We start from the raw sequence: 13,014 nt of genomic DNA, 5'->3' as shown, positions 1-13,014 counted from the left end.
GGGACCGTACGAGCGCTCCCCTGACAGCTAGTGTCAGTGAAGTGCGGGCCAGTCGACTCCTTTCCGTCCTGCTGCTGCTGCAGTCACACGGTCGGTTGACCGCCGCGCAGCTCGCCGACCGGTTGGCCGTGTCCCCCCGCACCATCTACCGCGACGTGGAGTCGCTGCACGCCGCCGGCATCCCGCTCTACGGAGAGGCCGGGCACGCCGGCGGCTACCAACTGGTCGACGGCTGGCGGACCCGCCTGACCGGGCTGACCGCCGACGAGGCCGACCGGCTCTTCCTGGCCGGGCTACCCGGCCCCGCCGACGAGCTGGGCTACGGCGACGTGGTCGCCGCGCTGCAACTCAAGCTGCACGCCGCCCTCCCCGCGCCGCTGCGCGACCGGGCCGCCCGGCTCCAGCAACGCTTCCACCTGGACACCCCCGGCTGGTACGCCGACGGCGACGCCTCCCCCGAGCTGGCCCGCACGGCCGAGGCGGTCTGGCGGCAGCACCGCGTCGAGGTGCGCTACCGCGGCTGGAACGGTGAGGTGACCCGGGTGCTGGAGCCGTACGGCCTGGTGCTCAAGGGTGGCCGGTGGTATGTGGTGGCCGACCAGCCCGGCCGGGGTTCGCCGGCGACGTACCGGGTCAACCAGATCCTCGCGCTGACCCCCCTGGCGCAGGAGTTCGACCGACCCGCCGACTTCGACCTGCCGGCCTGGTGGCGGGCGCACGTGGTGCGGTTCCGCGCCCAGCTGCACCGCGACGAGGCAACCGTCCGGCTCTCCCCCGCCGGTCGCCAGCGCTTGCGGGAGATCGGCAGCGATCCGGTGGTGACCGCGGTGGACGCCAGCGCCGGGCCGCCGGACGCGCGTGGCTGGGTGACCGCGGTGCTGCCGATCGAGTCGCTCACCCATGCCCACGGTGACCTGCTGCGCCTGGGCGCCGACGTCGAGGTGCTGACCCCGGTGGCGCTCCGCGAGCGTCTGGCCGCCACGGCGGCCGGGCTCGCCGCGCTCTACCGGCCCGGCTGAGAAGCTCCGCCATCTCCACAGTGGAGGTGGTGAGGACATCGATTGTCGGCACGATGTGCCACCCTGGGGACGTTCGCCCAGCGGTCACCGGAGGTGAGGGCCACGTTACGGCTACGTGCACTGGTCGCCGTCCCCGGCACCGGGCCGGTGACCCTCGACGTCCCCGCCGGCACCCTCGCCGCCCTGGTCGCGCCGCCCCGATTCGGCACGGCGGTCGCCCGGGTGCTGGCCGGGCTCGCCGCCCCGGTGACCGGTCGCATCATGGTCGGCGACCGGGACGTCACCACCCTGCCGCCGCCGCGCCGGCAGATCGGCTACGTGCCCGCCGGTGGCGCGCTGCTCCCCCAGCTCACCGTGCGCCGCAACATCGAGTACGGCCAGCGCAAACGCGAACGGGTGCACGAGGTGGCCGACGACTGGACGGCCACCGTGGTCGACCGTCTCGAGCTGGCGTTCTCACTCACCCTGCTGCCGCACCAGATCAACGCCGCCCAGCGGTTCCGGGTCGCGCTCGCCCGGGCGGCTGCCTGCCTGCCCGAGGTGCTCGTCATCGACCTGCCGGCCGGGTCTGCGGGCGACAGCGCCCTCGGTGACCTGATGCCTCGACTCTCCCCACCGGCCTCCCCCGGGGTGGCGGTGCTGGTCTGCACCGCCGACCCGGCCACCCTCGCCGAGATCCCGGTGCGCCACGAGCTGGTCACCGAGCCGAGCGAGGCAACCCCATGACGCCGACCGTCCGACTGGGTCGTCGTACGCTGCTGCGGGCCGCCGCCGCGGGTGCCGCGGCTCTGGCCGCAGGCTGCTCCGGCGGGACCCGGTCGGTGCAGGTCGCGGTCGTCTGGAGCACCAGCGAGCTGGACCGGTTCCGCGAGGTCGTCGCCGACTACCCCGGCGACGTGCAGGTGGTCAGCGCCGGCAACGACATCGACGCGTTCCTGCGGGCCCGGCACCTCGCCGGCACCAGCCCGGACGTGGCGATCCTGCCGCGCCCCGGCCTGGTCACCGAGTACGCCCAGCGCGGCTGGCTGAGCCCGGTGCGCCCGTCCACCGAGTACGCCGTGCCCGACGCGCTGGGCGAGCTGCTGACCGCCGAGGGCCGGCGCTACGGCGTCTGGGTGAAGGCGGCGCACAAGTCACTCGTCTGGCACCTGCCGTCCGTGCTGTCCGAGCAGCCGGCCAACTGGGACGAGCTGGTCGCGCTCACCCGCCGGCTCGGCGCGGCCGCCCGGCGCGACGGCGGCCCGGCGCCCCTGGCCATCGGCGCGGCGGACGGGTGGGTGCTGACCGACTGGTTCGAGAACGTGCTGGCCGACGTGGCACCCGAGAGCTACAACATCCTCGCCCGGCCGGACGCCGACTGGCAGGCCAGGCCGGTGCGCGACGCCCTGGGTCGGCTCGCCGAGCTGTGGAGCGTCGACGGCGCGTTCCTCGGCGGCGGGCGTCGGGCCCTGCTCACCCAGTACGAGGAGTCGGTGATCCAGGTGGTGCACACCCGGCGTGCGGTGATGCTCTTCGGAGCCGACTTCACCGCCGACGTCGTCGGCCCGTTCCAGCGGGGCCCGGAGGCACCGACCACGTTCCCGTTCCCGGGCGCCCGGCCGGGCGGCGGCCCACTGATCGTCGGCGGGGACGCCGCTGTGGCGTTCACCGGCGCCCAGGGCGGGGTCGAGCTGGTCGAGTGGCTCACCAGGGCCGGCTCGTTCGGGCCGTGGCTGCGCGCCGGCGGCTATCTCTCGCCCAACACCAACGTCCCGATCAGCAACTACACCGACCCGGTCGGTCAGCAGTTGGCCCGGGAGATGCAGGCGCCCGGCACGCTGCGTTTCGACCTCTCCGACCAGCTGCGCGGCGCGTTCACCGGCTCGGACGGCGTCGGCATCTGGCGGATCATGCAGGGCTTCTTCGCCGACGTCACCGACGGCGTCGGCGCCGACGAGGCGATCCGCCGCGCCACCGGTCAGCTCGCTCTGGCGGCCCGCAGCGCGGGTGGCGGCCGATGAGCCGGGTGCGGGTGCTCGGCGAGCTGGTGGTGCTCGACGACGTCGGGCCGCCCCGGCGCGGCCGGGCCTATCCGGCGGCGGGGGCGACCTCCGCACTGCTGCTGCCGGCCGCGGTGCTGCTCGGTGGGCTCGTGCTCTGGCCGGTGCTGCGCACCATGCACGCCAGCGTCACCACCGATGGTCGCTGGGTCGGCGCGGAACACTTCCGCACCGCGCTCGCAGCCCCGGGCACCGGCGCGGTGGTCGGCCGGACGGTCCTCTGGGCACTGCTGGTGCCGGCGGTCGTGACGGCACTGGGCTATCTGCTCGCCGCCGCCTCCCGCCGCTCCCAGGAGGGCGGGCTGGTCCGGTTGATCCTCCTGGTGCCGGTGGCGTTGCCGCTGGTCGTCACCGGGGTCACCTTCCGGCTGATGTACGACCCGGACCCACGCCGAGGGCTGGCCACCCTGGTCGCGGCCCGGCTGACCGGCCGCTCGTACGACGACGCGCCGCAGCTGCTCGGGCCGGGGCTGGTCACCGTGGCGCTGATGTCGGCGTTCGTCTGGGCCTGGGTGGGGTTGGCCGTGCTGGTCTTCCGGTCCGCGCTGGACGCGGTGCCGTCGAGTCTCGCCGACGCGGTCCGCGCCTACGGCGGGGGGCGTCGGCATGTCCTGTGGGACGCGCAGTGGCGGCCACTGCTGCTGCGCACGACCGCTGTGGTGTTCGCGTTGGTGGCGGTCGGCACCAGCCGCACGTTCGACCTGATCCTGGTGATGACCCCCGGCTCGGTCCGCGACGAGGCCTCCGTGCTCGCGCTGCGGATCTGGCAGACGTCGGGCGGCACCACGACCGGCGACGGTGCGGCGCTCGGAGTGGTGTGGCTGGTGGCTGTCGTCGGCGGGATCATGGTGGCCGCGCTCTTCGTCCGACAGGCCTGGCCCCCGCCGCGCGCCGAGGCGGCCCCGGAGCCGGGCCCCGTCGCCCCGCCCCGGCGGGTGTTCCGGCTACTCGCGGCGGGCGCGGCGATCGCCTGGCTGGTGCCGCTGGGGGTGCTGGTCGCCACGTCGGCACACGGCAGGGTGGACGCCGCCGCGCGGGGCTGGTGGTCGGCGCCGCCGAACGGCGAGTCCTACCGCGACCTGGTCACCGGCACCGAGCTGTGGCACACGCTGGGCTTCACGCTGCTCCTGGCCTCCGCGGTGACCGCAACGGTGCTGGTGGTCGCGCTGTTGGCCGCGTACCCGTTGGCCTGGTTGACCGGGCCGGCCGCGCAGGCCACCGGGCTGGTGCTGCTGGCGGCCAGCGTCGTGCCGATCCAGGTCATCGCCGGGCCGGTCAACGAGGTGCTGGGCCTGGTGCTCTCCTCCGGCACGGCCCAGGGCCTGGCCCTGGTGCACATCGCGCTGGGTGTGCCGTTCGCGGTGCTGGTGCTGCGCAACGCGTTCGCGGACCTGCCGGTCGAGCAGGTGCGCGACGCCCGGCTGGGCGGGCGTCGGTGGTGGCACACCCTGCGCCGGTTGGCCCGGCACAACCTGTCGGCGGTGGTGGCGGTCTCCGTGCTGGAGTTCGTCCAGGTCTGGAACGACCTGGTGGTGGGTCGGCTGTTCAGCGGGCCGGGGGCGTCGCCGCTCGGCCCGTTCCTGGCCGAGCAGACCCGCAGCTTCGTGAGCAACAGCGGCGCGCTGGCGGCCAGTTCGGTGCTCGCCTCGGTGCTGCCGGTAGTGCTGGTGGTGCTGTCACGGCGGCACCTGGTCGCTGGGCTCGTCTCTGGAGGTGTCCGCTGACCCGGCCGGGCGGTGGCCGTCGCAGCTCCCGTTGGCCGGCGCTGATCGCGATCGGCGGGGTGGTCAGCGGTGTCCTCGCCAACGTGGTCAGCAACCTCGCCAGCGACCTGCTCTCCGAGCTGGCGGCCAGCGTGCTCGGGCCGACGAGCATCGCCCTCGCCGTCGGGGGCGTCGTCGGCTTCCTGGTCTACGAGGTGCGTCGCCGCCGGGCCGACCGGGAGGTCGACCCCGAACCGACGGATGTGCTCACCGCGCCGTCCACCGGCGCGCCCACCCTGCCCTACACGGCCGAGTTCACCGGTCGCGAGGACCATGTCGAGGCGGTGCTCGGGCTGCTCGCCCGCGAGCACGCGGTGGCCGTCCTCGGCCGACGCGCGGTGGGCACCTCCGCGTGCGCCGTGCAGGCCGCGAACCTGTGCCGGGACGACTTCCCCGACGGGCAGTACTACCTCGACCTGCGGCGGCGAGGTCGAGCTCACTCGGCCCGGCAGGTGCTCACCGCGCTGGCCCGGATCCTGGGCACCGCCCCGCCGGTCTCCGGTCGGCCGGACGCGCTCGTCGCCGCCGCCGACGCCCTGCGCGGCCAGCTCGACGGCCGCAGGATCCTGCTGGTGCTCGACAACGTCGACCGGCCCGAGCAGGTGTGGCCACTGCTGCCGCCCACCGCGCGCACCTGCCGGCTGCTGCTCGCCGGCGGTCCGGCGCTGGTGGGGCTCAAGGGTGTGGTCGCACACTGGATCGCCGAGCCGGGCACCTCCGAGGCGGTCGAACTGTTTGCCGCCGCCGGTGGGGCCGCCCCCGCCGCCCGGGTCCGCCGTGCCGACCCCCGCACCGACCCGGAGGTCCGCCAGATCGTCGACCTGTGCGGCCGTCAGCCGCGCACCGTCCGGGCGCTCGGTTACCGCACCGCGCAGCACGGCTGGCGGCACTCCGACCTGCTGGACGCGCTCCGTCGTGCCGTGCAGACACCGCCACACCAGCGGCTCGCCGTCTCGCCGGCCGCACGTCTGATCACCGAACGGGACACCGCGTACCGGGCGTTGACCCGCGGGGCCCGACGGTTGTACAGGGTGATGTCGCTGACCCCCGCCCCGGTGGACCGGCCGACCATCGCCGCGCTGGCCGGGCGGCACCCCGAGCGGGTGACCGCGCTGCTCGACCAGTTGGCCGCCGCGGCGTTCGTGGTCGGCGCGCCCGGCGACCGGTACGAGGTCCGCCCGCTGCTGGCCGCCAGCGCCCGGCTGCACCTGCGCGACGCGGATCCGGCCCGGGCCCGGGTCGCCGCGCAGGCCCGACTGACACGACACCTGGCCCGCAGAGCGGAACGGCACGCGGCCAACCTGGCGGTGCTCGGCACCCCACCGGACCGGGAGTGGTCGTTGCCGCTGGACGACGACCCGTACGGCTGGTTCGACCTGCACCAGGAGCTGCTGCTGGCGGTGGTACGGGTGCCGGCCGGCGCGGCCGAGACACTGCCCCGCCGGGTGCGCCGCTGGTGGTTCCGGCTGGCCGTGGCGCTCTGCGGCTGGCTGGCGTACGCGGAGCGGCTCGACGAGTGGGAGCAGGTCTGCCGCACCGTGCTGGCCACCCCGACGGCCGACGACCGACCGGAGATCGCCGGGTGGGCGCACAACGAGCTGGGTGTGCTGCGCCGTCGCCGCCACGACCCGCACGGCGCGGCGGCCGCGCTGACCCTCGCGGTCAACGAGCGTGGGCGCCGGGGCACCGCCCAGGCGCGGATGAACCTGGGCCTGGCGCTGCTGGACCTGGGGCAGCTCGACGACGCGGTGGAGCACCTGGAGATGTCGCGTCGGCACCGCTCGGGGGCCGACCGCGCCGGGCACGCCCTCACCGACCTGGGTCTGGGCGCGGCGCAGCTGGCCCGCGGTGAGCTGGACATCGCGCACCACCACCTGGTCCGGGCGGCCAACACGTTCCGGTCGGTGGGTGACGCGCGCGGATACGCGGCGGCGCTGACCAACCTGGTGCTGGTGCACGCGGCGCTCGGCGAGCACCTGGACGCCGCGCAGGCGTGGCGGGCCGCGCTGCACGAGTACGAGTCGGTCAACGACCCGACCAGCCGGGCGACGGCGCTGCTCAACGCCGGGGCGACGCTGCTGAGCAGCACGCCGGGCCAGGCGCACACGGCGTACGAGCTGCTGGCCGAGAGCCGGCGGCTGCGCGAGGAGGCACGGCCCACGGCGGGGCTGGCGCGCACCCTGCTCTACCTGGGTGACGCTGCCGCCGCGCTGGGCGACCATGCCGACGCGCGGCGGCACTGGGCCGACGCGGCGGCGGTCGCCGAGGAGGTCTCCGACGATCAGGGGCTGGCCGCGGCCGACGCCCGACTCGAGGCCGACGCCACGGACCGCGTGACGTAGGTCGCTCAGGTTGGTCGGTGGCACGGCTCTGGGAGACTCTGTGATCGTGGACGCGCTCTCGGTACGGGGACTCAGTCGCAACTTCGGCAACCTGGTCGTGCTCGACGATGTGAGCTTCACGCTCGCGGCGGGCCGGATCGCGGTGGTGCTGGGCCCCAACGGCAGCGGCAAGACCACCCTGCTGCGTTGTGTCGTCGGCGCGGACCGACCGGACGCGGGCGAGGTGCGGGTGCAGGGCCGCCGGGCCGACGAGACCGACCCGCAGGTGCGGGCGCTGGTGGCGGCAGCCCTGGACGACATCGACTTCTTCCCCGACCTGTCCGTGGTCGAGCACCTGGAGCTGGTGGCGTACGCCCACGGGGGTGACGCCGAGCCGGTCGAGGAGGTCCTCGCCGAGCTGGGTCTGGAGCCGGCCCGCGACCAGCTGCCGGTGACCCTGTCCAGCGGTCAGCGCCGCCGGTTGGCGTTGGCCTCGTGTTTCGTTCGACCGCGCCGGGTGCTGATCCTGGACGAGCCTGAGCAGCGGTTGGACGTGCGCGGGCGGCAGTGGCTCGCCGAGCGGCTGCTGCGGGAACGCGAAGCCGGGACGGCCGTGCTGCTGGCCTCACACGACCCGGAGTTGATCGACGCGGTGGTCGACGAGCGCATCGAGATCGGCCGGTGACCGCCCCGCCGGCCACGATCGCCGACACGCCGGCCGAGGTGCCCACCGCCCGGCAGCTGCGGACACACCTGCGCAAGGCGCGCAGCCGACACCACGACCACTCCCTCGGCGACGTGCTGGGTGACGCGTACGTCATGGTCCTGTTCGGGGCCATGTACGGCTGGTTCGCGATCAGCGCAAGCCGCGACCTGCTGGACTCGCCCACGATGGGGCGGGCCGAGCCGGGCGTGCGGTGGTGGTTGGCGGTCGCCGCGCTGCTGGCCGGCGCCGGGCTCGCCTGGCGTGGTCTGCGCGCTCTCGGGCCGCTGCTGGTCACCCCGGCCACGCAGAGCTGGGCGACCAGTGCGCCGGTGGATCGGCGGGCCTGGCTGGCGCCGCGCTTCGTCCTGCTGCTGGTGGGTGCCGCGGCCGGCACCGCGGCGCTCGGGGTGGCCGTGGCGGCGCTCGGCGGTGTCACCGACCTGGCGGCGCTGGGTTGGGCGGCCGGGGCCGGGGCGGGGTGGGGTGCGGCCGCGCTGGCGCTCAGCGTCGTCGCCCAGAGCAGCCGGGCGGGTCGGCGGTGGCCGACAGTGGTCGGTGCGGTGCCGATGGTGGCCGCTGCGGCCATCACCGTCCTGGTGGTGCTCGTCGGTCGTTTCGGCGACGGCCTGCCCCGGCCGGCGACGATGCCGACGGTCGCGCTGTTCGCCGCCGCATTGCCCCTCGTGGGCGTGGGCACGATCCTCGCGGTACGCGCGTTGCCCCGGGTCGACCGGGCCACGCTGACCACCGGCGCCCAGTTCGCCAACGCCGCCTCCACGGCCATGATCCTGCTGGACCCGAGCCTGCTCGCCGGCCTGGTGGAGAGCCGGCGTTGGCGTCGGATCGGCCGGGTTCGCAGCAGCCGCTTCCTGCCCGGCCCCGGCTGGTGGGCGCTGCTTCAGGCCGACGTACGCCGGTTGCGCCGCCACCCGAGCGCCGTGCTGATCTGGGCCGCCCTGATCGGGGTGCAGTATGCTGCCGCGCTCGCCCTGCCCGGGCTGGCCGGGGCCGCGCAGGTGGTGTTCGCCTACCTCGCCGTCGACCGGCTGACGGGTGGTCTGCGGTCGGTCAGCCGCTCACCCGGGCTCCGCCGGGCGCTCGGTGGCAGCGACACCCTGCTGCGGGGGATCCACGTGGTGGTGCCAGCGATCGGCGCCGGTCTGTGGTGGTTGCTGACCCTGCCGACGGTCGACCCGGGGCCGGCCTGGCTCGCGCCGACTCTGGCGGTCGGGGTGGTGCTCGCCGCGTTCCGGGCCGGCACCCGCCCGCCGATCAACTACGGCGGCGCGACGGTCAACACCCCGTTCGGGATGATCCCGGTCGACCTGATGCGACAGGGTTCACGCGGGCCGGCGCTGCTCGCCGTGCTGGTCCTCGTCCAACTGTTCCTGGGCTGAGGCCGGGCCGACCCACGCTGAGACGCTCGGCGTGACCCTCGCCCTCCCGAACGACAGGAGTCAGGCGGTGTCGCCGGGCACAAGGTGGCGGTAGCCGGGGATCGTCTCGGTGAACCAGCCGGCGACGCTGGCCAGGCCGCGCTCGTTGAGCTGCGCGTCGTGGATCGGGTACGCCGCCGCAGCGCCCACGGCGGCGGCGAATCGGATCGCCTCGTCGAGGCGCAGCCACGACCCCTGGGCCGGGACGAGCAGTGTGTGCACCGGCTCGTCCGGCACGTGCAGTGAGTCGCCGGGGTGATAGAGCCCGGCACCGACCAGGTAGCCGAGGTTGGGGCAGTCCGGTTGACCCTCGTGGATGGCGGCGTGCCGGCCGCCGTGGGCACTGACCTCGATGCCGGCCGCCGTGAAGCGTTGCCCGGCGCGGACCCGGGTCACCGGCAGCGGCGCGAGATCCGGCAGTCGGGCGCCCTCGGGGGCGTACACCGGGACGCCGAGGCCGGCGAGCCGCAGGACGTCCACGTGGTCGGTGTGCTCGTGGGTGACCAGGACGGCGTCCGCGCCGACCAGGGCGCGCGGCTCGCTCCACGTCCCGGGGTCGATGACCAGCACCCCGCCGTCGTGCTCGACCCGGACACAGGCGTGCGTGAATCGGGTGATCCGCATCCGGCGACGGTACGCCCTCGGCGGCCAGGGACGTGGCGATTGGGTCGGCCCGCTCGGGGTAGTGCGAACCACATGCCCCAGCGATACGAGAACTACCCGAGGATCGCCGTGGTCACCGGTGCGGACTCCGGCATCGGCAAGGCCTGCGCGGTCGCGCTGGCCGAGGCCGGCTTCGACATCGGCATCACCTGGTACGGCGACCCCGACGGCGCCGAACGGACCGCGACCGAGGTCCGCGCCACCGGTCGTCGCTGCGAGTTCGCCGAGGTGGACCTGACCCGGCTACCGGAGGCGGCGGCGGTCGTGGACGAGCTGGCCGACCGACTGGACGGCATCGGGGTGCTCGTCAACAACGCCGGCACCGGCGCCTCGACGCCGTTCGTCGACACCGCTTGGGAGCAGTGGCGCGAGGTGCTCGCCGTCGACCTGGACGCGCCGTTCCTGTGCGCACAACGGGCCGCGCGACGGATGCGGGCCGCCGGCACCGGCGGGCGGATCATCAACATCACCAGCGTGCACGAGCACGCGCCCCGGGTGGGCTCCGCCGCGTACTGCGCCGCCAAGGGCGGGTTGGGTCTGCTGACCCGGGTGATGGCACAGGAGCTGGCCGCCGAGGGGATCACCGTCAACGCGGTCGCCCCGGGTGAGATCGCCACACCGATGACCGGCATGGAGGACGTCGACCCGTACACCCAGGACCGGCCCGGCGTGCCGGTGGGGCGACCGGGCGACGCTCGCGAGGTCGCCGCAGTGGTCGCGTTGCTCGCCTCCCCCGCCGCCAGCTACGTCACCGGGGCGTCCTGGCCGGTCGACGGCGGGATGCTGCTGATGGGCCCCCAGGCCAACTCGTTGACCAGCGACGACTGGCGTTCGGTCTGAGCACCCTGCGTAGTCGCGGCTGCCGTTACCGTCACCCTCGGAGCGGTGGCGACGATCCGGTCGACGAACCCGCCGGCCCCGAACGGGACAGCGAGCAGCAAACCGGGCACGTATCCTCCGCATCCTGGTGATTTGCGGGCGGCGGTGGGCCGACCGACGAGGGAGGGGGACCCGGATGCCCGAGTGGGCTGGTCGGGGCGGGCGGCAACGACGCTCCTTCGTCGTCGGTGGGGCACTGCTCGGAGTCGCCGTCGTCATGCTGGTGGGCGCCTGGCGCAGCACCGGCTTCCTCAGCGACCTGCTGCTCAACCTCGGTGCCAGCGTGGTGCTCGCGGCCATCTCGTACGTCATCTTCGACCCGCTGTTCGAGGAGGCCCGCAAGGCTCGGGTTCAGGAGCACCTGAGCTTCGACCAGCAGGCGTTCGTGAGCCGGCTGAACCGCTCCGGACGCCGGGTGCGCATCCTCGACACCTGGACGATCCTGCTGGAGCAGCGGCACCGCGAGGAGACCCTGACCGCGATACGAGCGGCGCTCGGCAACGGCGCCCAGGTGCAGTTGCTCCTGCTCGACCCGGACTGCACCGCCGCCCAGCAGCGCTCCGAGGAGTTGGAACGGCAGCGGGTGGACGTGCCCCGACAGATCCGCACCAACCTGCGCCACCTGGCCGCCTTCAGCGACGCCCTCGACTCCCGGCTACGGCAGCGCCTGCAGGTCCGGCTCTACGACGCGTCCCCATCGATCCAGCTCTACCAGTGGGACGGGCGGGCGTTGATCTCGTTCTTCCCGATCGGGAAGCTGTCGTTCAACGTGCCTCAGCTGGAGGTGGACATGGACAGCCCGTGGGGCGGGTTCGTGCACGCCCGCTTCGAGGAGTTGTGGGAGCACGAGCAGGCCACCCTGAACCTGGAGCGGTACTGGTCGGTCGTGGTCACGCTGCGCCACGACGACTCGGACGTGGTCGAGGTGCGTGTGCCGTACGTGACGGTGGACGGGCAGCACTACGTCGACTGCCGCGCATTCCGGGTGACCGGGCCGCTGACCGTGCGAGCCATGCTGCCGCCCCGCGCGCCCGGGGCGTCCCCCGCGGTGTTCGCGCTGGCCGAGCCCGCCGACGGCGACCACACGCCGGCCGACGCAGTGAAACGGCACTTCGACCAGAAGTACGGGCACGACGACGGGGACCGGGCGATCTACCGGTTGGTGCCGCCACCGGGCCACTCCCGTACCCCGGCTCCCCGCTCGGCGGCCGGCGACACGCACGGACGGTGACCCCGACCCGACCGGTCGGCTCGGCGCGCGAAACAATGGTGGCCTCGACCCGAACACCAGGAGGACCGGCCACGTGTCGCCCAGCCCCGCACCGCCGCCCGGGCCGGCGCAGCTGCGCGCCGACTGCGGACGCTGCTTCGGCCTGTGCTGCGTGGTGCCCGCGTTCGCCCGATCGGCGGACTTCGCCATCGACAAGCCGGCCGGGCAGGCCTGCCCCAACCTGGGCCCGGACCACCGCTGCGGCATCCACACCGAGCTGCGGCAACGCGGGTTCCCCGGTTGCACGGTGTTCGACTGCTTCGGTGCCGGCCAGCAGGTCTCCCAGGTCACCTTCGGCGGGCGCGACTGGCGGGGCGCGCCGGAGACGCTGCCGGCCATGGCGGAGGCGTTCGCCGTGCTGCGGCCCCTGCACGAACTGCTCTGGTACGTCACCGAGGCGCTGACGCTGCACCCGCCGGCCGACCTGCGCGACGAGCTGGCCCACGCCCACGCCGAGACTGCGGCACTCACCGAGGGTGACCCGACGCGCCTGCGCACGGTGGACGTCGCCGCGCACCGGGACCGGGTCAACCCCCTGCTCTCCCAGGCCAGCGACACGGCCCGCTCCCCCGGGGGCGTCGACCACCGCGGCGCGCGCCTGCCCGGCGCCGACCTGCGCCGGGTCGACCTGCGCCGGGCCAACCTGCGCGGGGCGCTGTTGATCGGCGCCGACCTGCGCGGCGTCGACCTGAGCCTCGCCGACGTCACCGGCGCGGACCTGCGCGGGGCCGACCTGCGGGGCAGCGACCTGCGGAACACTCTCTTCCTGCACCAGTCCCAGCTGGACGCCGCTCGGGGCGACGTACGCACCGGTCTGCCGGCCACCCGCACCCGGCCACCGCACTGGACGGCGCTGCCGCTCACCCCGGTTCGCCAGCCGTCCCGGGCCACGGCCCGTCGCGGCCGGCGCCGATAGCG

Annotated in this window: 11 protein-coding genes; 10 read left to right on the top strand and 1 reads right to left on the bottom strand. The window is 74.7% G+C overall.

The window, feature by feature from the left end; translation table 11 throughout:
• The first annotated feature begins 41 nt into the window (after positions 1-41).
• From FBZ33_RS12655 to FBZ33_RS12625, 7 genes are all read left to right on the top strand, one after another.
• The gene (locus tag FBZ33_RS12655; protein ID WP_141909191.1) at positions 42-1,019 is read left to right on the top strand and encodes a YafY family protein; all 978 of its coding nucleotides are present in this window, start codon (positions 42-44) and stop codon (positions 1,017-1,019) included.
• 93 nt (positions 1,020-1,112) lie between these two features.
• Complete coding sequence (locus FBZ33_RS12650; RefSeq protein WP_185755283.1) at positions 1,113-1,745, top strand: ATP-binding cassette domain-containing protein; 633 nt, start codon at positions 1,113-1,115, stop codon at positions 1,743-1,745.
• Complete coding sequence (locus FBZ33_RS12645) at positions 1,742-3,019, top strand: extracellular solute-binding protein (protein ID WP_141909189.1); 1,278 nt, start codon at positions 1,742-1,744, stop codon at positions 3,017-3,019. Before FBZ33_RS12650 ends, FBZ33_RS12645 begins: the two co-directional genes overlap by 4 nt.
• Positions 3,016-4,782 carry an ABC transporter permease subunit gene (locus FBZ33_RS12640; protein ID WP_141909188.1) on the top strand — a complete coding sequence of 589 codons (1,767 nt, stop codon included), beginning with the start codon at positions 3,016-3,018 and terminating at the stop codon, positions 4,780-4,782. The genes FBZ33_RS12645 and FBZ33_RS12640 overlap by 4 nt, the downstream gene beginning before the upstream one ends.
• Before the next feature lie 59 nt (positions 4,783-4,841).
• Positions 4,842-7,163, top strand: a complete 2,322-nt coding sequence (locus tag FBZ33_RS12635) for a tetratricopeptide repeat protein (protein ID WP_141909187.1) — start codon at positions 4,842-4,844, stop codon at positions 7,161-7,163.
• Positions 7,164-7,203: 40 nt separating this feature from the next.
• Positions 7,204-7,827, top strand: a complete 624-nt coding sequence (locus FBZ33_RS12630; RefSeq protein WP_099852915.1) for an ABC transporter ATP-binding protein — start codon at positions 7,204-7,206, stop codon at positions 7,825-7,827.
• Complete coding sequence (locus tag FBZ33_RS12625) at positions 7,824-9,245, top strand: DUF6297 family protein (RefSeq protein WP_141909186.1); 1,422 nt, start codon at positions 7,824-7,826, stop codon at positions 9,243-9,245. The genes FBZ33_RS12630 and FBZ33_RS12625 overlap by 4 nt, the downstream gene beginning before the upstream one ends.
• 60 nt (positions 9,246-9,305) lie before the next feature.
• On the opposite strand, the gene FBZ33_RS12620 is transcribed toward FBZ33_RS12625, so the two are convergent.
• Positions 9,306-9,908, bottom strand: a complete 603-nt coding sequence (locus FBZ33_RS12620) for an MBL fold metallo-hydrolase (RefSeq protein WP_141909185.1) — start codon at positions 9,906-9,908, stop codon at positions 9,306-9,308.
• A 72-nt stretch (positions 9,909-9,980) separates the two neighbouring features.
• On the opposite strand from FBZ33_RS12620, the gene FBZ33_RS12615 reads away from it, so the two are divergent.
• The 3 genes from FBZ33_RS12615 to FBZ33_RS12605 all read left to right on the top strand — a co-directional run bounded on the left by FBZ33_RS12615 (position 9,981) and on the right by FBZ33_RS12605 (position 13,012).
• A complete protein-coding gene (locus FBZ33_RS12615; protein WP_141909184.1) occupies positions 9,981-10,787 on the top strand; it encodes an SDR family oxidoreductase in 807 nt (268 codons plus the stop codon).
• 175 nt (positions 10,788-10,962) lie between these two features.
• Positions 10,963-12,057: a DUF5919 domain-containing protein gene (locus FBZ33_RS12610; RefSeq protein WP_141909183.1), complete on the top strand. Its 1,095-nt coding sequence runs from the start codon at positions 10,963-10,965 to the stop codon at positions 12,055-12,057.
• Between the two features lie 73 nt (positions 12,058-12,130).
• Positions 12,131-13,012 carry a pentapeptide repeat-containing protein gene (locus tag FBZ33_RS12605; protein ID WP_141909182.1) on the top strand — a complete coding sequence of 294 codons (882 nt, stop codon included), beginning with the start codon at positions 12,131-12,133 and terminating at the stop codon, positions 13,010-13,012.
• Positions 13,013-13,014 lie beyond the last annotated feature (2 nt).

The organism is Micromonospora sp. A202 (assembly GCF_006715105.1).
In the GTDB taxonomy this organism is placed as follows: Bacteria; Actinomycetota; Actinomycetes; order Mycobacteriales; family Micromonosporaceae; genus Micromonospora; species Micromonospora zamorensis.
Note: the sequence above shows the minus strand (reverse complement) of the source record. Positions and strands in the feature narration are given on the sequence as shown.